Origin of the sequence: Streptomyces sp. NPDC096132 (assembly GCF_044763345.1) — a bacterium.
GTDB lineage: Bacteria > Actinomycetota > Actinomycetes > Streptomycetales > Streptomycetaceae > Streptomyces.
Genome location: NZ_JBIWGA010000011.1, coordinates 281135 through 300788, shown reverse-complemented (window position 1 = coordinate 300788; position 19654 = coordinate 281135). Strand labels below are relative to the sequence as shown.

Annotated in this window: 12 protein-coding genes; 10 read left to right on the top strand and 2 right to left on the bottom strand. The window is 74.9% G+C overall.

The window, feature by feature from the left end:
- The first annotated feature begins 57 nt into the window (after window positions 1-57).
- Entirely contained in the window at window positions 58-2862 is a 2805-nt protein-coding gene (locus ACIRF9_RS26505) for a beta-L-arabinofuranosidase domain-containing protein (protein ID WP_403827045.1), read from the top strand.
- 18 nt (window positions 2863-2880) lie between these two features.
- Here the strand turns inward: ACIRF9_RS26505 and ACIRF9_RS26500 are convergent, their stop codons facing one another.
- Window positions 2881-3639, bottom strand: a complete 759-nt coding sequence (locus ACIRF9_RS26500) for a LysR family substrate-binding domain-containing protein (RefSeq protein WP_403827043.1) — start codon at window positions 3637-3639, stop codon at window positions 2881-2883.
- 58 nt (window positions 3640-3697) lie between these two features.
- Between ACIRF9_RS26500 and ACIRF9_RS26495 the strand changes: the two genes are divergently transcribed.
- Entirely contained in the window at window positions 3698-4090 is a 393-nt protein-coding gene (locus ACIRF9_RS26495; protein ID WP_403827041.1) for a DUF5997 family protein, read from the top strand.
- A 6-nt stretch (window positions 4091-4096) separates the two neighbouring features.
- Here the strand turns inward: ACIRF9_RS26495 and ACIRF9_RS26490 are convergent, their stop codons facing one another.
- Window positions 4097-4909 (bottom strand): EamA family transporter, encoded by an 813-nt coding sequence (locus tag ACIRF9_RS26490; RefSeq protein WP_403827153.1) that lies wholly within the window; start codon window positions 4907-4909, stop codon window positions 4097-4099.
- Window positions 4910-5064: 155 nt separating this feature from the next.
- Here ACIRF9_RS26490 and ACIRF9_RS26485 point away from each other — a divergent pair, with 155 nt between their 5' ends.
- The 8 genes from ACIRF9_RS26485 to ACIRF9_RS26450 all read left to right on the top strand — a co-directional run bounded on the left by ACIRF9_RS26485 (window position 5065) and on the right by ACIRF9_RS26450 (window position 19649).
- Window positions 5065-5931, top strand: a complete 867-nt coding sequence (locus tag ACIRF9_RS26485) for a LysR family transcriptional regulator (RefSeq protein WP_403827039.1) — start codon at window positions 5065-5067, stop codon at window positions 5929-5931.
- Window positions 5932-6018: 87 nt separating this feature from the next.
- Window positions 6019-6408: a cold-shock protein gene (locus ACIRF9_RS26480; protein WP_403827037.1), complete on the top strand. Its 390-nt coding sequence runs from the start codon at window positions 6019-6021 to the stop codon at window positions 6406-6408.
- 102 nt (window positions 6409-6510) lie between these two features.
- Window positions 6511-7074 (top strand): MBL fold metallo-hydrolase, encoded by a 564-nt coding sequence (locus ACIRF9_RS26475; protein ID WP_403827035.1) that lies wholly within the window; start codon window positions 6511-6513, stop codon window positions 7072-7074.
- A gap of 118 nt (window positions 7075-7192) precedes the next feature.
- Window positions 7193-8047 carry a DUF4132 domain-containing protein gene (locus ACIRF9_RS26470; protein WP_403827033.1) on the top strand — a complete coding sequence of 285 codons (855 nt, stop codon included), beginning with the start codon at window positions 7193-7195 and terminating at the stop codon, window positions 8045-8047.
- A complete protein-coding gene (locus tag ACIRF9_RS26465) occupies window positions 8044-13056 on the top strand; it encodes a hypothetical protein (protein ID WP_403827031.1) in 5013 nt (1670 codons plus the stop codon). Before ACIRF9_RS26470 ends, ACIRF9_RS26465 begins: the two co-directional genes overlap by 4 nt.
- A 58-nt stretch (window positions 13057-13114) precedes the next feature.
- The gene (locus tag ACIRF9_RS26460; RefSeq protein WP_403827029.1) at window positions 13115-14317 is read left to right on the top strand and encodes an AAA family ATPase; all 1203 of its coding nucleotides are present in this window, start codon (window positions 13115-13117) and stop codon (window positions 14315-14317) included.
- Between the two features lie 5 nt (window positions 14318-14322).
- Window positions 14323-17865, top strand: a complete 3543-nt coding sequence (locus ACIRF9_RS26455) for a DUF5682 family protein (protein WP_403827027.1) — start codon at window positions 14323-14325, stop codon at window positions 17863-17865.
- Complete coding sequence (locus ACIRF9_RS26450; protein ID WP_403827025.1) at window positions 17862-19649, top strand: hypothetical protein; 1788 nt, start codon at window positions 17862-17864, stop codon at window positions 19647-19649. The genes ACIRF9_RS26455 and ACIRF9_RS26450 overlap by 4 nt, the downstream gene beginning before the upstream one ends.
- Window positions 19650-19654 lie beyond the last annotated feature (5 nt).

Below are 19654 nucleotides of genomic sequence, written 5' to 3'. Positions count from 1 at the left end.
GACTCCCCGCACATCGTTCGTGATATCGAACACCTCAGTGGATCAGAGGAGCAGCACATGGCACCGCCCCTCAGCAGACGGACCCTTCTCCAGAGCGCGATCCTCGCCGCCGCCGTTCCGGGGGCCGGTGCCGCGGTGGCCTCCGCGGCCTCGGCGGCCACGCTTCCGCCCCCGGCCTCCTGGACGCTCCAGCCCTTCGCGCTGAAGGACGTCGCGCTGGGCTCCGGCGTCTTCGCCGCCAAGCGGAAGCTGATGCTCGACCATGCCCGCGGCTACGACGTCAACCGGCTGCTCCAGGTCTTCCGGGCCAACGCCGGGCTCTCCACGCTGGGCGCGGTGGCGCCGGGCGGCTGGGAGGGGCTCGACGGCGAGGCCAACGGCAATCTGCGCGGCCACTACACCGGGCACTTCCTGACGATGCTGGCCCAGGCGTACGCGTCCACCGGCGAGCAGGTGTTCGCCGACCGGATCGCGACCGTGGTCGGGGCGCTGACCGAGGTCCGCGCCGCCCTGCGCACCGACCCGAAGATGCTCGCCGTCACCGGCAAGTGGGGCGGCGCCCTGGAGAACGTGCGCGGCTCCTACCAGTACGTCGACCTGCCCGCCGCGGTGCTCGGCGGCGCCTCGGCGATCACCCTGTCGGTCTGGGTCAAGCCCACCCACGACGCCAACTGGGGACGGGTCTTCGACTTCGGCAACAACACCACCCGGTACATGTACCTGGCCGGGCGCAACGCGAGCGGTGTGCCCCGGTTCGCCATCACCACCGGCGGGCCGGGGGGCGAGCAGGGCCTCAACGGCACGGCCGCGCTGCCGCTGAACCAGTGGAGCCACCTGGCGGTGACGATCTCGGGCACCACCGGCACCCTGTACGTCAACGGCACGGCCGTCGCGACGAACACCGCGATGACCCTCAACCCGGCGACGCTCGGCACCCTCACCAACAACTGGCTCGGCCGCTCGAACTACGCGTCCGACCCGGTGTTCGCGGGGGCCTTCGACGAGTTCAACGTCTGGTCGCGGGCGCTGACCCAGGCCGAGATCACCTCGCTGCAGACCAAGGAGGCCAAGCTCTCGACGCCGGGGCTCGGCGATCTCGCCTCGTACTGGTTCCAGGCCACGAGCGGCGGCACCTTCTCGGACGCCTCCGGCCGGGGCCTGACCGCCACCCTGCGGCGCACCTGGGGCGGGCCGAGCCATCCCGGGTTCCTGGCGGCGTACCCGGAGACCCAGTTCATCCTGCTCGAGTCGATGACCGGCAGTGACTACACCAAGGTCTGGGCGCCGTACTACACGGCGCACAAGATCCTGCGTGGCCTGCTGGACGCCTACCTCGCCACCGACGACGCCCGCGCCCTCGATCTCGCCTCGGGCATGGGCGACTGGATGCACTCGAGGCTGTCGGTGCTGCCCGAGGCGACGCTGCAGCGCATGTGGGGCCTGTTCTCCAGCGGGGAGTTCGGCGGCATCGTCGAGGCGATCGTCGACCTGTACGCGCTCACCGGGAAGGCCGAACACCTCGCGCTGGCCCGGCTGTTCGACCTCGACTCGCTGATCGACGCGTGCGCCGCGAACACCGACACCCTCGACGGGCTGCACGCCAACCAGCACATCCCGATCTTCACCGGCCTGCTCCGGCTGTACGACGCGACGGGCGAGACGCGCTACCTCACCGCCGCGAAGAACTTCTGGGGCATGGTCGTACCGCACCGCATGTACGGCATCGGCGGCACCAGCACCGGCGAGTTCTGGAAGGCGCGGGACGTCGTCGCGGGCACGATCAGCGCCACGAACGCGGAGACGTGCTGCGCGTACAACCTGCTGAAGCTGAGCCGGACCCTGTTCTTCCACGAGCAGACCCCGGCCTACATGGACTACTACGAGCGGGCCCTGCTCAACCAGGTCCTCGGCTCCAAGCAGGACACCGCCGACGCCGAGAAGCCCCTCGTCACGTACTTCATCGGGCTCACGCCCGGCCATGTGCGCGACTACACGCCCAAGCAGGGCACCACCTGCTGCGAGGGCACCGGCATGGAGAGCGCCACCAAGTACCAGGACTCGGTGTACTTCAAGGCCGCCGACGGCAGCGCGCTGTACGTCAACCTCTACAGCCCGTCCACGCTGACCTGGGCGGAGAAGGGCGTCACGGTCACCCAGACCACGAACTACCCGGCGGAACAGGGCACGACGCTCACCTTCGGCGGGAGCAGCGCCGCCTTCGGGCTGAAGCTGCGGGTGCCGTCCTGGGCGACCGCGGGCTTCCAGGTGACGGTCAACGGCAGCGCGGTGAGCGGCACCCCGGTCGCCGGCAGCTACTTCACCGTGTCCCGCACCTGGCAGTCCGGTGACGTCGTGCGCGTCACCGTGCCCTTCCGGCTGCGGGTCGAGAAGGCCCTGGACGACCCGTCGTTGCAGACCCTCTTCTACGGCCCGGTCAACCTGGTCGCCCGCAACTCCTCGACCAGCTACCTGCAGTTCGGGCTCTACGCCAACGCGGCCCTGTCCGGCGATCTGCTTCCCACCCTGACACCGGTGAGCGGCACGTCCCTCCACTACACCCTGAACGGCACCGAGTTCGCCCCCTTCCACGAGGGGACCGAGGACCCGACGCACGCCTACTGGCGGCGCGCGGAACCCCGGGTGGTCTTCGGCAACAGCGACTCCGGCGTGGCCAACCCCGCGAAGGCGGACGGGACCACGCTGCTCGACGAGGTGTGGGCGGCGGCGCCGTTCGCCTCCAAGGCGGCGCTGGTCACACGGGTGCGGACGGTGGTGGACGCGTGGGTGGCCGCCGGGCTGCTGGCGCAGGCCGACGGGGAGAAGGTGGTGAGCACCGCGAACGCGGCGACCTACGTGGCCTGAGCCCGGGCCTGCGGCCTGCTACGACCGGCGGCGGGGCTTGCCGCCGCCGGTTCCGCGCCGGCCGCCGCCGCTCCCGCTCTTCCTGCCTCCGGTCGTGCTCTTGCGGGGCCCGCCGCCCGACGGCGCCTTGCGGGGCTGCCGTTTCTCCTTCTCCGGAGCCGGCTGGGCGCGGCCCCGGCTGCTGTTGACCGTGCGGCCGCGCACGATGCCGATGAAGTCCTCGACCAGGTCGGTGGTCGCGTCCTCGGGCCAGGACAGGGCGACCGCCGACTGGGGGGCGTCCGTGACCGTGCGGTAGGTGAGGTCGCGACGGTGGTGGAGGCGGGCCAGGGACTGGGGCACGACCAGGACGCCGATGTTCGCCGCGACCAGTTCGATCGCGTCCGCCGTGGTCGCGGGGCGCTCGAAGGCGGGCTCGCCGGGCGGGCGCTCCCAGCCGAGGACGTCGTCGAGGGGGTGCAGGACCACTTCGTCGGCGAGGTCGTCCAGGGTGATCTCCTCGCCGGCGGTGATCACATGGTCCTTGGGGACCACGACGACGGTCGTCTCGGTGTACAGGGGGATCGCGCTGAACACCGTACGGTCCACGGGGAGGCGTACGAAGGCCGCGTCGGCGGCGCCGTCGCGCAGGACGCCGGAGGCCTCGGCCGGGGTCACCTGGAGGAGGGTGAGCGGGACGTCGGGCAGGCGCTCCTCCCAGATCCGCACCCACTTGGCGGGCGTCACTCCCGGAACGTACGCGAGCCGGAACGAAGGGGAATCCGCCTGGTCGGTCATGGCGCCAGGCTACCGGCTGTGGTCGGAGCGCCGGTCGGCGGCCGATACCCTGGACCGTATGAAGTCGCAGCAGACCACCCAGACGATGAAGCCCGCCACCGCGGCGAAGAAGCTGGGTGTGTACCTCCCCGCCACGCCCGCCGAGTTCCAGGAGGGCGTCGTCTCGCGCGCCGAGCTGAGCGAGCTCCAGGCGAACCCGCCCGAGTGGCTGCGGACGCTGCGCGAGACCGGCCCGCACCCCCGCCCGGTGGTGGCGGCGAAGCTGGGCGTGTCCATCGCGGGCCTGGCCCGGGGCGGGGTGACTCAGGCGCTGACCACCGAGCAGATCGAGGCCCTGAAGGACGCCGGGCCCGAGTGGCTGGAGAAGGAGCGGGCCACGCAGGCCGAGGTCCGCAAGGAGAACGCCCGCATCAAGAAGCGCGACGCCGAGCGGGCGGCCGCCCAGGACTGATCCGCGTCAGCGGCGCCGGGCGAGGATGCTGAGCGCGTTCGCACAGACGACCGCCGCGATCGCCGACCAGTCGACGAGTCCGAGGCCCTGGTCCAGCCCGATCCAGCCGACCAGCGCCGCGAGGACCGGGTTGACGCTCATGAACAGGCCGAAGGCGGCCGGGGGCACGTTCCGCAGGGTGAACAGGTCGGCGAGGTAGGGCACGGCGGAGGACAGCACCCCGGCGACGACGGCGTACCCGACGGCCTCGGCGGTCGGCGGGTGGCGCAGCACGAGGGCCACCCCGACCGGCAGGAACACCACCGCGGAGACGGCCGCGGCCGCCGCCGAGCCCTGCGCGCCGGGGATGCGCCGGCCGACGGTCCGGTTGAGCAGGATGTACGAGGCCCAGCAGACGGCGGCCAGGAGGCCGAGGCCCATTCCCAGGTAGTCGGTGGACGGCTGCGGGCGCATGAGGGTGACGGCGCCCCCGGCGGCGATCACCGCACAGCAGGCGTCGATCCGGCGGTGCGCGGCGGCCAGGGCGATGGCCAGCGGGCCCAGGAACTCCAGGGTGACGGCGAGACCGAGGCCGATGCGGTCGATGGCCGTGTACAGCGAGAGGTTCATCGTCCCGAACACCAGCGCGAGCAGCAGGACCGGTCCCCACTGCCGCCGGGTGAAGGACCGCAGACGGGGGCGGCCGACGGCCAGCAGGACGAGGGCGGCGACGTACTGGCGTACGGCGACGACCCCGACGGGGCCGAGGACGGGGAAGGCGAGGGAGCCGATCGCGGCGCCGGTCTGGTTGGACAGGCCGCTGCCGGCCATGGTGGCGATACCGGCGGCACGGTGGCGTGGTCCGCCGGTCTCCCGTGCGGGAACCGCCGGGGACAGGGTCGTCGAGGATGAGGGAGCGGCAGGCACAGTCGGATCGTCCTCCCGATCCGCTCTTGCGCAAAATGCATGCGGCCCGCCATCTATACGCTGGAGTCATGGATATCGGCTCGGGTGTGGAACTGCGGCAGCTGCGCTGTCTCGTGGCGATCATCGACGAGGGCGGCTTCACCGACGCGGCCGCCGTGCTCGGGGTCTCCCAGGCGGCCGTCTCCCGCACCCTCGCCTCACTCGAACAGGCCCTGGGTGTCCGGCTGTTGAGGCGTACGTCGCGGATCGTGACGCCGACCGCGACCGGGCTGCGCGTCGCGGCGCACGCGCGGCGGGTGCTCGGTGAGGTGGAGACGCTGGTGCGGGAGGCCGCCTCGGGCCACACCCGGTTGCGGATCGGCTACGCCTGGTCGGCGCTGGGCCGGCACACCCTCGCCTTCCAGCGCCGCTGGGCGGAGCGGCGCCCGGAGACGGAGTTGCAGCTCGTGCGGGTGAACTCCGGCAGCGCCGGGCTCGCCGAGGGCGCCTGTGACATGGCGGTGGTGCGCAGGCCCCTGGAGGACCGGCGGTTCGAGTCGGCGATCGTCGGTCTCGAGCGGCGCCTGTGCGCGCTGGCCGCCGACGATCCGCTGGCCCGGCGCCGTTCGGTGCGGCTCGCCGACCTCGGCGGGCGGACCCTCCTGGTCGACCGCCGTACCGGTACGGCCACCCCGGAGCTGTGGCCGCCCGACGCCCGGCCCGCCACGGAGGAGACCCACGACGTCGACGACTGGCTGACGGTGATCGCCACCGGCCGCAGCATCGGCGTGACCGCCGAGTCGACCGCCAACCAGTATCCGAGGCCCGGTGTCGTCTACCGGCCGGTGCGTGATGCCGAGCCGGTCGCGGTGCGCCTGGTGTGGTGGCGGGACGACCCGCATCCCGCGGCACAGGCCGTGATGGAGCTGCTCACCGAGCTCTACCGGGAGCGATGACCCCCGGGAGTCGCCCGGGGCGGTCGGTTTGACTACGATCTGGGCAGGTTCACCGAAGTGGGTGTTTCGAGGTTGCTGGGGGTTGGGATGGTTGCTGGTCGTGTGGTGCGCTTCGACAGCCAGCGGGGCTACGGGTTCATCGCGCCCGACGACGGCGGGGAGGATGTCTTCCTGCACGTCAACGACATGCTGATGCCGGAGTCGCAGGTGCGGCGGGGCATCGTCGTGGAATTCGAGATCGAGGACGGTGAGCGCGGCCCGAAGGCGTCCGGGGTCCGGCTCGCCCGGGGTGCGGACGGCAAGCCGCTCGCGGCGGACGACGACGTGCTGTGCGACGTGCTCAGCACCGAGGAGTTCACCCGGGACGTCACCGAGGCCCTGCTGACGGCGGCGCCCTCGCTCACCGGAGAGCAGATCGTCCAGGTGCGCAACGGGCTGGCGCAGTTCGCGAAGAACCACGGCTGGGTCGAGGGCTGATCCGCCGACCGCGCGGCGGTGCGCGGAGGGACGCCCGACGTTCCTCCGTGCGTCGTCGCGGTCCCTCTGTGCACCGTCGCGCATGAACGTTACTGTTCGCGGATGGCAGCGAGCTTCCGCATACTGACCGCCGGTTACGTCGGGCCGCGCACCGCCAGCACGGTCACTCTCGTACGCGACGGTGACATCGTCGTCGTGGTGGATCCGGGCATGGTCGCGGACCGCTCGCTGATCCTCGACCCGCTCGCCGCGGAGGGCGTCGCCCCGCAGCAGGTGACCGACGTGGTGTTCAGCCATCACCACCCCGACCACACCCTCAACGCCGCGCTGTTCCCCGCGGCCCGGTTCCACGACCACTGGGCGATCTACCAGGACGACCTGTGGACCGACCGGCCCGCCGACGGCTTCGCCCTGTCCCCCTCGGTGCGTCTGGCGGCCACGCCCGGACACACCGCCGAGGACATCAGCACGCTCGTCGACACCGCCGACGGCCTGGTCGTCCTCACCCACCTGTGGTGGAGCGCCGAGGGCCCGGCCGAGGACCCGTTCGCCACCGACCCGGACGCGCTGCACGCCTCCCGCGCGAAGATCCTCGCCCTGTCCCCCGCACTGATCGTTCCCGGCCACGGCAGCGCCTTCACACCGGACGCCCAGACCCCGGCCTAGCGGCGAATCAGCAGGTCAACGCCTGTCTCCTCGTCAAGTCACCGCGAGTGCGGCCCCATTGTCAGTGGCCTGTTCTACTGTTCCCCTCACTTGATCCATGCGGGTGTGGGAGGCACAAATGGGGTGGGTGTCGGCCGGCGACTACGAAGTCGCCCTCGACGACGGCAAGGTGGTGTGCCGCAACGCGGCGGGGCGGATGTTGAAGTCGGTGCCGCCGAAGATCGCCGACGATCCGGCGGTGGTGGGACTGCGTCAGCTCGTCGAGTGGCTGGAGCGGCACGAACGGCAGTGCCTGGCGGACGTGGAGCGGTGGATGGTGCGCTCGCTGCCGGTGCCGTTCGCGGTCGTCGCCCGTGTGTGGCCCGACCCGGCCTGGCAGGCCGCCCTGCGTGACCTCGTCGTCACCGGCGCCGACGGCGAGGTGGCCGGATTCCTGCGGGACGCCGACCCCGAGCGCGGCCTCGGCCTGGTCGACCTCGACGGCGACACCGTGCGCCTCACGCCCGACCTGGTCCGTCTGCCCCACCCGGTGCTCCTCGACGACCTGGAGGACCTGCGGGAGTTCGCCGTCGAACTGGGCGTGGAGCAGCGCGCCCAGCAGCTCTTCCGCGAGGTGTGGCACCGGCCGGCGGCGCTCGACGCCGAGGCCACCTCGGTCGAGGACTACGCGGGCGGCGCGTTCAAGGAGCAGCGGTTCCTGCACGGCCGGGTGACCCAGCTCGGCTACCGCGTGCGCGGTGGCAACGCCGTCCACTCCGTCCTGGAGGACGGGCGCACCGTCGAGGCCCGCGTGTGGGTGGGCGACTACGAGGGCTACGAGGAGTCCGAGACCGGGCCCCTGGTGTTCACGGACCCGGCGGGCCGGGTGCTGAAGCTCGGTCAGGTGGGGCCGGTGGCCTGGTCGGAGGGCATGCGGATGGCGGCCGCGCTGTACGCGGGACGCGACGTCGAGGACGAGGAGCGGGCGGCATGACGACCTACGACGAGAACACCGCGGGCGCGCTGCTCGACGCGGGCGCGGTCCTGCCCCCGGGCAGCACGGTCCGCGAGGACGCCGACACGCTCACCGTCCGCACCTACACCCATCCCGTGCTGGACGAGCGGCGGATCGTGCGGCTGGTGCCGGGCACCCTCGGCGAGGCCGAGGACCTCGCCCTGGACTTCCTCGGTCTGCTGCGGGACGCCGACGTCCCCGAGGTGGGACAGGTACGCCGGGAGACGCTCGGCTTCCCCGCCTGGGCCCTGGTCAACGACCCGGCGAACGGTCATCACGCGCTGGCGCTGGTCAAGGACGTCGAGCGGCTGGCCCGGCAGGCCAAGTCCCGCCCCGGCACCGCCAAGGACGGCTTCGAGGAGCTCGGCACCCGGCTCGGCCGTGCGGTGCCGCACTTCCTGCCCACGTTCTACGAGCAGGCCGCGCGGGTCTTCCTCCAGCACGAGAACACGACGTACGCCGCCGCCTTCTTCGGCAAGGCCCGGGAGGCCGAGCGGGTGCACGGGCTGAAGGTGGACGAGGAGCGGCAGCGTGCCGTGTTCCTGGAGTTCGCCTTCGCGGGGGCGCTGACGGTCAAGGCGCTCAAGGAACACGTCAAGGCGCTCGCCGCGCGCCTCAGCCCGGTCGAGGCGTGGGCGCAGTTCCGGCAGCTGACGGTGGAGCGCTGCGCGGCCGGCATGCCGCCGTACGCCTCGCTGCCGCAGGACGCGCGCGGACTGATCAAGGCGGCGGGGCTCGACCGGGTCACCGAGGAGTGCGGGCTGGTCGCCGACCTGCTCGCCTCGCCCGCGGCGGTCCGGGCGCCCGCGTCCTTCTGGAACTTCTACCGGGCGACACTGGTCGTGCTCGCCGAGCGGCAGCCGGAGGTGCGCGGCCGACTGCTGGAGATCATGCCCGCCGGTCTCGGCCGGTCCGTCGAGGACGACGAGTTCTGGCTGGGGCTGCTCGTGGAGTGCGGTGCGGATCTGCTCCTCACCGGCGAGGCCGGTGCGGCGGCGGACCGGGTCGACGCGGCGGACTGGCTCACCCGCTGGGCCCTGCACCGCAAGCACGGCGGCAACATCTGCCAGCGTTCCCCGGCCACCCTCGCGCTCGTGGAGCGGATGGCGCCCCGGCTGCGGGAGCGGGGCCGGCCCGTCGACCTCGTCACCGGCCGCTGGCACGCCGGCGCCGACCTCGACCTGCTGGATCTCTGCGTGGCGCAGGGCGTCCCGCTGGCGCCGCCCGCCGGCGGTGAGGTCGTGTACCTCGGCCTGGACCGCTGGCTGCGCTCCACCCGGCCCGGCCGACGCGACCTGACGGCGACGGCGGCGGACGCGCGCCACCGGCGCCTGCTGTACGGCGAGATCAGCACCGTGGGCGGCAGCCGCCCCGCGTCCGAGGTGCTGGAGGGCCTGGCCGGCCACCCGGTGCTCGCCGACGTCCTGCGCGAGTGGCTGGAGGACGCGGCCGGGGAGCTGACGGCCGCCGTCGGCCTGCCCGCCGCGCGCACGGCGCTGGAGCGGATGCGGCCCTTCCGTCCCGTGGCCGCCCGGGTCGCCCCGGCCGCCGTCGCCCGGGTCGCCGCGCACGAGGCCGCGCCGCTGCTCGGGAACACGCTGCGTGCCGGCCTCCTGGACGAACTGGGCTGGTCCGCGCTCGAGGAGGCGGTGCGCCGGATCCACGCCGAGACCAAGGTCCGCAAGGACCACGACAACACGATGACCGTGCAGGAGGCCTGGCCCGCGCTGATCCTCTCCCGCGGCGACAAGGTGTTCGTCGTCGGCCCCGAGGAGATCCTGCTGGAGCACGATCTGCGGCTGCCGGTCGACCTGGGCCACTGGCAGCGGCCGTCGTTCCGGTACACGGACGGCGAACTGCTGGTGATGTGGCGTGAGGACGCCAAGCAGTTCGGCTACTGGTCCGCCCGGCCCGCCGACGTGTTCCCGCTGACCGGCGAGCAGATCCCGCACTACTGGTACGGCGCCGGCGACGCGGGCGAGCCCTCGGTCCCGCTGCCCGGCGGCGGCCGCGCCACCGGCGGGCGCACGCTGCACCCCGGCGACACCGTCCTGCCGCCCCGCCGCAGCATCCTCGGCGACGGCACCTCGTACTGGCGTCAGGGCAGGCAGGGCCGCCAGCAGGTGTGGCTGGAGTACGACCCGGCCACCGGCACCCACGGGCGTGCCTCCCTGCCCGCGTTCCTGCGGAGCGGCATCCGGGAGGACGCCACCCTGCTCCAGGAGCACTGCGAGGTGCTGCCGCTGCAGCCCGGTCTGGAGCAGAGCCCGTTCGGCACCGACGGCACGGTCCTCGGCCGGTGGGTGCGCACGGAGGGCGAGGGCGCCGAGGCGCGTACGGTCGCCGGCACCCCGGACGGCCGGGCCGTCGCCCTGCCGACGGCCGGCGGCCGCGCCTCGGGCGTTCCGCTCGGCGCGCTGCGGGTGCCCGGGGGCGCGGAGCCCGTCGTGGTCCGCTCCCATCGGCAGATCGTCCTGTACGCGGCGGGCGACACGTCCGCCGCGGGGGAACTGGGCCGGGTCACGCCGATGGAGCGGGGCGGCGAGTTCGCCTCCGGCACCCGGTTCGTACCGCCGGTGGAGTTCTGGCACGCGCTGCGTCCGCGCGACGAGCGGGCGTCCGCCGTGTTGCGCGCGCTGACCGACGAGGAGGTCACCGAGCTCCTGCGGGCCGGGGTGCGGGCGCTGGCGGAGCGGCAGGCGAAGATCGCGGCGGCCGGGGCGGTCGACGGGACGTCCGGCGCCAAGGCCGTCGCCCCGACCGCCGACGAGGTGGTGCGGGAGGTCGTGTCCGGTGCCCTGCCCGCGCTGGGCGACGCGCGGCTGGTCACCGGCGTGACGGCGCTCGTGCGTGCGGCGCTGCGGCTCGCCGAGTCGACGGCCGCGTTCGTGGCGCCTCCGGTCGAGCGGCCGAAGCAGGACATCCGGCGCACCCAGGGCATGTTCGCCGACTACAGCCCCGAGCACGGCGACGACGACACGCTGCGCGAGGCCGTGACCGGCTTCGCGGGGGTGCAGGGCTGGTGGGGCAGCGACCTGCGCTGGAGCGCGCTGCGCCAGATCCGCGCCGTGAACCATGTGCTGTCCGGGAAGCCCGCCGACGGCAAGCCCCTGGCCGAGGCCATGCGGCAGACCGGCACCGCCGAGGGGTGGAGCAGCGACGAGTTCACCGTGTCCGGAGGCGGCGCGGTGTGGACGTCCGTCCTGGACAGGCTGCGTCCGCTCGCCTACCGGGCCGCTTCCGCGACGGTGACCGAGGCACACCGGGAGGCGCTGCTCCTGCTGTTCGAGGCGATCACGGACGGGTCCCTGGCCGCACCGGAGGGCGCGCTGCGCGAGATCGTGCTGAGCGAGCCGCACGACAAGCAGGAGCGCGTCGGTCAGGTGCTGCGCCGGGAGGGCCGTACCGTCGTCGTGATCGGCTGCCAGAGTGTCGACCGGCAGCACAACCTGGTGCACTGGCTGGCCCTGGACCACGATCCGACCGGGGCGTTCGGGGCGATCGGCCACTTCACGCTGGAGCGGGAGACCGCCCACCCGGCGCTGTTCCCCGCCGACGCCCTGCGTGCGGTCACCGAGCTCGTCCGGGCGAAGGGCCCCGCTCCCTGGCAGCCGGACGCGGTCGCCGCCCTGTCCACCGCGACGCACGACGGGCTGGGTCAGATGCAGTCGGCCCTGCTGCTCGCGGGCCGGCCGGACGGGCTCACGAACGAGGTGGTCGCGGCGACCGGGCTGAAGCCGAAGCAGAAGGACCTGGCCGACGAACTGCTGAACACCGTCGGCCACGACGCCCTGGCCGTACTCGTCGGCGCGCTCCTGCCCGCCGCCCCCGGCGACCTGTGGACCGCCGGGCCGGACACGGAGGCGGCGGGCCGGGTGTGGGCCGAGCGCTTCGACGGGGTCCGCCGGCTGCCCGAGGACCTCGCCGCGGAACTCTCCCTCGGCGGCCTGTACACGGGATCCGTCGAGGAGATCCTCAACCCCGCGCGCACCCCGTGGATCAGCCGCACCACGGTCCAGCGGCCCGACAAGGACGGCGACCTGAGGCCGGACGACCCGACGGCCCTGCCCGGGCGGTACGACCTGACGCGCGCCGTGGCCGCCCTCGCCGGGCTCGCCTACTCCCTGACGTACGGGCATCCGCTGCGGGCCGCGCTGCCGGACAGCCTGGCCGCGCTGCGCCGCCGGGTCGCCGACCCGGAACTGCTGCTCGACCTGGACGTGGCGTGGTCGGAGAAGGCCGAGCCGACCGCGGTCGGGCTGCGCAAGGCGTACGGGATGCCCGCGGCCGGCGGCGCCGACGCACGCGGGCTGACGCCGGTCGGCGAGGCGCTGGTGCTGCGCCCCTGGTACGGCGACCAGGAGACCGTCCTGGTCCGGCCGGGCGCGGTCGACGGCCCCGACGACCCGGTGTTCGGGCTCCTCGAGGGGCTCGTCGGACCGGGCCGGGGACAGGGCATGCGGGCCCTGCGGACCCTGCTCGACGACGAGCTGGCGCGCGCGCTCGCGGCCGGCGTCGATGGGCCCGTGGGGTACGCCCAGGACCCGACGCTCCATGTTCCCGAGCTGGTCGCCGAGGTGGCCGCGGCGCACGGCCTGGGGGAGGACGCCGCGGCGCTGTATCTGATGCTGCTCGCACTGCCCGACCCGACGGACCGCAACTGCGCCCGCTGGACCGGCTGGAAGCCGGCCCGGATGAAGAAGGCCCGCGTCGAGCTCGCGGCGACGGACCTGGTCATCGAGGCCAAGCGGGCGCGCGCCGGACGCACCCTCTTTCTGCCGTGCGGCTGGCTGGACCTGAAGTCGCCCGCGCTGCCGGTGGAGCTCTGGAAGGAGCGCCTCTACCCGGTCCGCGGCGGTCTGCGCGCCGTACCGCTGGTGCCGGTGCCCGAGCTGTTCGGCCGCGCGTGGGACCTGGTCCGCGCCGGTGACGCGCCGGCCTACGAGGAGCTCGTCACCCGCGCCACGCGCAAGGGCCGCCGCCGATGACCGTCACCGTCCCGCCGCACCTGCCACCGTCCCGCCGCACCTGGAAGAACGCACGCCGATGACCACCTCCCTGTCCCCCGACTCCCTGTCCCCCGAGCCGGCCCTGTCGCCGGAGCCGGCCCGGCAGATCGTGCCGCCCGAGGACCGGTACGCCACCGAACTGGCCTTCCTCGCCGCCTACGACGACGGTCCGCGCCCGCCCGCCTGGCGTCTCACCCCGCGCGCGGTCGTCACCTTCGTCATGGGCAGCGACGGCCGGGCCCTGAAGCTGCCCGACGGCGCCGAGGTGCCCGAGGGGGTGCCGCGCCGGCTGGTCGTGGAGGGCAAGTTCGTGGGCGACCGGGCCCTGGTCGAGCGGTGTGTCGTCACGCTCGCCGGGGAGCGCGGCCTGCTGCTCGTCGGCGAGCCCGGCACCGCCAAGTCCATGCTGTCCGAGCTGCTGTCGGCCGCCGTGTGCGGCACCAGCGGGCTGGTCGTGCAGGGCACGGCGGGCACCACCGAGGACCAGCTCAAGTACGGCTGGAACTACGCCCTGTTGCTGGCACAGGGCCCCAGCCGGCAGGCACTGGTGCCGTCGCCCGTGCTGACCGCCATGCGCCGGGGCGGCATCGCCCGGGTCGAGGAGGTCACGCGCTGTCTGCCGGAGGTGCAGGACTCGCTGGTGTCGCTGCTGTCCGAGCGGCGCATCGCGGTGCCCGAACTGGCGGGCACGGACGACGCGTTGGCGCACTCGGCGCCGGGCTTCAACCTGATCGCCACCGCCAACCTGCGCGACAAGGGCGTCTCGGAGATGTCCGCGGCCCTCAAGCGCCGGTTCAACTTCGAGACGGTCGGCCCGATTCCGGACCTCGAAGCGGAGACCGCGCTGGTGCGCAGCCAGGCGCGGGCCTCCGTGGAGCGGGCCGGGGCACCCTTCCAGGTCGACGACGCGGTGCTGGAGGCCCTCGTCACCGCCTTCCGCGACCTGCGTGAGGGCCGGTCGGCGGAGGGCTGGGAGGTGGAGCGGCCGTCCACGGTGATGAGCACGGCGGAGGCCGTCTCCGTCGCGGGTGCGCTGGGGCTCGCGGCGGCCTATTTCCCGGGGGACCGTGACGTGCTCGCCCTGCTGCCGGGACACCTGCTCGGCGTGGTCCGCAAGGACGACCCGGCCGACGCGGCCCGGCTGCGCGGCTACTGGGACGGTCCGGTCCGGCGGCGCGCCGAACAGGGCTCCGCCACCTGGCGGACCCTGTGGGACCTGCGCACGGTCCTGGAGGGCTGACGGCCGTGTCGCTTCCCATCGCCGCCGCGGGCGGGCCCGGTGCCCCGAGCGGGCCCGGCTCGCCCGACGAGGCGCTCGCCGCCCTCACCGACCCGGGTGCGCCCTACCTCATCGGCGTACGGCACCACGCACCGTCCCTGGCCGCGGCCGTGCCCGCGCTGCTCGACGAGGCCAAGCCGGACGTGGTGCTGGTCGAGCTGCCGGCCGAGATGCAGGAGTGGCTGCCCTGGCTCGGACACGAGGAGACGCGGGCCCCGGTCGCCCTCGCCGCCGCACCCGGCGACGGGCGGGGCGGCGAGGGGCCGGCCTTCTATCCGTTCGCCGACTTCTCGCCCGAGCTGGCGGCCGTGCGGTGGGCCGCGCGGCACGACGTGCCGGTGGTCGCCTGCGATCTGCCGCTCGCCCACCGGGCATGGGGCGAGGGCCGCGAGGGCGCGGCGGCCGGGGAGTCCCCCGGGCTCACCACCGCGCTGCGGGCCCGGCTGACCGGGCGTCCCGGGGACGATCTGTGGGACCGGCTCGTCGAGGCCACCGCACCCGGTTCCCCGCCCGAGGCCCTGCGCCGGGCCGCCCTGCTCACGGGGTGGGCGCTGCGCGAGGACGCGGCCGCCGCGGGCGGGGTGCCCGGGCTGGACCTGCGGCGGGAGCGGTGGATGCGGGCCCGGATCACCGAGGCCACCGCGGACGGAGGGCGGGCCGCCGTGATCGTCGGCGCCTTCCACGCACCGGCACTGACGGGGGCGTGCGGCGAGGAGCGGGACGAGGTCCGCACGGACGGCGGTCCCGCGTGGACCACCTCGTTGATCCCGTACACCTACGCCCTGCTGGACGAACGGTCCGGTTATCCGGCCGGCATCCGGGATCCGGAGTGGCAGGACATGGTGCTGCGGGCGGCGGGGGACCCGGCTGCGCTGGAGGAGGCGCTGACGCGGGCGGCCGTGCGGGTGTGCGCGGAGCTGCGCGGGCTCGGGCATCCGTCCGGGCCCGCCGACGCCCGGGAGATCACCCGGCTCGCCTCGGATCTGGCCCGGCTGCGGGGGCTGCCCGCGGCGGGCCGGGGTGAGCTGGTGGAGGCCGTGCAGACGGTGCTGGCCCAGGGTGAGCCGTACGGGCGGGGCCGGGCCGTGGCGCGGGCCATGGAGCGGGTGCTGGTCGGTACGCGCACCGGACGTCCCGCCCCGCGGGCGCCGCGCAGTGGTCTCGCCCCGGCGGTGGAGGCCGAGGTCGGGGCTCTCGGCCTGCCGGGACCGGAGAGCGGCACCGGCGCCGCCCGGGATCTGCGGCTCGACCCGCTGCGGTCCGACCTCGACCGGCGCCGTGAGCTGCTGCTGCGCCGGCTGTCGGTGTGCGGGGTGCCGTACGGGGAGGCCCGGGACGTCGTCGGCGCGGGCGGTGCTCAGGCCCTGACGTCCCGTTGGGAGGTGCGCTGGACGCCGGCGACCGCGGCCATGCTGACCGCGGCCGGGGTGCGGGGGGTCACCGCCGCCCAGGCCGCCGAGGGTGTGCTGCGGGAGCGGCGGCGGGTGGAGCGGGACGAGGGCGGGTCGACGGGCGCCCAGGTGCTGGAGGGGCTGGCGCGTGCGGCCGAGTGCGGTCTGCCCGCGCTGGCGGACGAGCGGCTCGACGACGTCGCCGAGGTGCTGCCCCAGGCCGGCACCCTGCCCGAACTGCTGGCCGGCCTGGCCCTGTTGGACCGGCTCAGGTCGGGTCACGTCGCCGGGCTGGGCGCCGACGACGACCGTACGGCGCGGGCGGCCGCCGTGGCCGAGCTGCTCACGGCGGCGGCGGTGCGGCAGGTGGACGGCCTGACCGGGTCCGACGACCCCGCCGACGCGCACGCTCTGCTCGAACTCGCCCATCGCGCCGACCTGTTGGGCGGGATCCGGCTCACCGACGCCCTCGCCCGGCTGGCCGTCGACGGCTCACCGCTGATGCGCGGCGCCGCCGGGGCCGTGCGGGTGCTGCTCGGGCAGGAGGACGCCCGGGTGTTCGGCGACCGCGTGGCCTCGTGGGTCGACGGGGCCGTCGACCCGGACTCGCGGTCCGCGCTGGCGGCCCGGCTGACCGGGCTGCTGACGGCCGCGGGGCCGTTGCTGGAGGCGGCGGGCGACGCGCTGGAGCCGTTGCTCGACCGGGTGTCGGAGCTGCCCGACCGCGCGTTCCTGGACCGGCTTCCGGCGCTGCGGGGCGGCTTCGACGCCCTGAGCCCCGCGGCCCGCGACCGGCTCCTGTCGGCCGTGGAGGAGCGCCTCGGCGCCACCCGTGTGGCCGACACGGACGGGGTCGACCCGGCCGCGCTGGCCGCCTGGACACAGGCGGACCTCGCGGCGCGCGCCGCCCTGCGCTCCCTGGGGCTGCTGCCCGCGCCGGGGGACGGCACACGGACGGACGACACGGCCGGGGCCCGCGTCCCCGTCACCGAGGCCGAGGCGGAGGACCATCGCCTCGCCCCCGCCGACCGCTGGCGGCTCGTCCTGGGCCGTCGTACGGACCAACTGCCCAAGTCCGCCGCCTCGTTGGCGACCGCGCTGGACGAGCTGTACGGCAGCGGGCGGGGCGAGGGCAGCCGGGGCGATCTGACCGGTGCGGGTGCCGGAGGTGGCCGGGAGACGCCGTACCCCGGGGTGAGGGAGTGGTCGGAGGACCTGGCGGCGCTGTTCGGACCGGGCATCCGGGAGGAGGTGCTGGCGGCGGCCGCCTCGGCCGGTCGCAAGGACGTGCTGACGGAGCTGGACGCGGAGCGTGTGCGGCCGTCGGTCGATCTCCTGCACACCGTGCTGCGGCATGCGGGCGGGCTGCCCGAGGCCCGGCTGGCCGCCCTGCGCCCGCTGGTACGGCGGCTGGTCGACGCGCTGACCCGGGAGCTGGCCACCCGGCTGCGTCCGGCCCTGCACGGCACGGCCCTGCCGCGCCCCAGCAGACGGCCCGGCGGCGGCCTGGACCTGCCGCGCACGCTGCGGGCCAACCTGGCGACCGCCCGGCGCGCACCGGACGGCACGGTCCAGGTGATTCCCGAGCGCCCGGTGTTCCGTACCCGCGCCCGGCGGGCCGCCGACTGGCGGCTGATCCTGGTGACGGACGTGTCGGGGTCCATGGAGGCGTCCACGGTGTGGGCCGCGCTGACAGCCTCGGTGCTGGCCGGGGTGCCCACCCTGTCCACGCACTTCCTGGCCTTCTCCACGGAGGTCATCGATCTCACCGGACACGTCGAGGACCCGCTGTCGCTGCTTCTCGAGGTGAGTGTCGGCGGCGGTACGCACATCGCGGCGGGGCTGCGGCACGCGCGCGAGCTGGTGACCGTGCCCTCGCGCACCCTCGTCGTGGTGGTCAGCGACTTCGAGGAGGGCTATCCGCTCGGCGGGCTGCTCGCCGAGGTCCGCGCCCTGGTCGGCGCGGGCTGCCAGGTGCTGGGCTGCGCCGGCCTCGACGACACCGGCCGGCCGCGCTACTCCACGGGGGTCGCAGGTCAGCTCGTCTCCGCGGGCATGCCCGTGGCCGCCCTCAGTCCGCTCGAACTCGCCCGCTGGGTAGGGGAGAAGATCGCATGAGCCCGGACCCGTCTCCGGACCACCAGGGCCCGGGCCTGCCCCCGGTCGCCCCGTCCGTGACCGCGGAACTCGTCGAGGCGCTGTCGCCGCGGCTGCGCAAGCGGCTGGACGCGGGGGTCGCCAAGCTGGCGGCGCGTCCCGTCGTCCGCGACGGCGACACCGTGCGCATCGCCGTCGACGACGACACCGACCTCGAACTGCACGCTCCCGGCGGCTCGGTGACCAGCGCGGACGCCATCCGCTGCGGCTGCCTGCTCGCGCCGGACTGTCTGCACCGCGCGGCGGCGGCCTCGGCGGCACCGGTGGCGGAGGACGCCCCGGCGCCGGCAGCGGCCGCGCCGGGAACAGCGCCCGAGGCTCCGGAGGAACCGAACCGGGAGCAGAAGCCGGAACCGGGGGCCGAGGCGCCCTCGTCCGGCCAACTCGACGCCGCGCGGGCCGTGTTCGACGCGGCGGCCGCCGTGCTCGAGGCCGGTACGGACGGGGCCGGTGCCGTGCTCCAGGCGGAGCTGCTGCGCGCCGCGCACACCGCCCGGCTCGCCGCGCTCCCCCGGGCAGCCGCGGCGGCGGTCTCCGTGGTCACCGGGGTACGGGCGGCCCGGTCCGCCGACCCCGCCTACCGGCTCCCCGACCTCGTGGGCACCCTCCGCACGGCGCTGGGCGTGGCCCACCGCCTCCCGCACACCACCGGCGCGGAGCTGGCCGACCTGCGCGGCACGGCACGGCAGCCGTACACCCCGGACGGCTCGCTGCGGCTGTACGGGCTGTTCTCCGAGCCCGTGCTCACGGCGACCGGGTACGCGGGCGCGGTGACCTGGACCGCGGACGCCGAGGGCCGCCTCTACACCGTCTCGGACGTGGCTCCGGGTGGCGCGGGCCGGGCGACCGGCGCCGCCGACCGGGCCGTACGGATCGGCGACACGGCCCTGACCCATCGTGAGCTGTCACGTGCGGGGCTCGCGGTCTCCGGTGCCACCGTCTCCCCGACCGGCCGGCTCGGCGCGGGGGCGGGGGTGCGGGCGGTGCGCGCGTCCGGCGCCGCGTGGAGCGCCGAGCCGCTCGACCGGCTGTGGGCGACGCCCGTCGGCGAGCAGGTCGCCCGCGCCCTGGGCGGCGGCCAGGACCTGCTCTTCCTCGACGTGACCCTGGCGGGCACGGTCCGTGAGGCGGCGGGCGACTGTCTGCTGGCCGACTGCGAGGGGCGTGCCGTGCGGCTCGCCCTGGCCCACGACCATCCGGCGCTCGCCTATCGCGACAACCTGCGGCTGCTGGCCGCCGCCCGGGGCAGCCGGCTGCGGGTCGTGGCCCGGCTCGTCCCGGGGCCGCTCCCGCGGGCCCTGCTGCTCGCCGCCGAGCACCCCAGCGACCCCACCGCCCGGGTGGACCTGGGCCTGGACCGGCTCCAGCACGCGGACCTGCCCACCGCGACGGCCGCGCCCGCCGCCGTTCCCACGGTGGACGAGGCGCCGCTGCACCTCCTGCGCCGCCGGGTGCACCAGACCGTGTCCGGGGGCCGCCGGGTGCTGGCCTTCCCGGGGAGCGGGGCGGGCGACGGCACGCGTCTGCGTCGCGTCGGCCTCGGCACGGCGGCCGACGTGCTCGACGGTCTGCACGCGGCCGCCGCGGACCGCTCCCGCGACGCCTTCGGCCGGCTGCTCCCGGCCGACACGGACCGCTTCGCCCGGACCTGGCTGGCCGCGGCCGTCTACACCGACGAGGTCGAACGGGCGTTGTGCGCGGCGGCGTGGGGTGCGGACAGAGAGGCGGTGGCGCTCAATGTCTAGAGGGG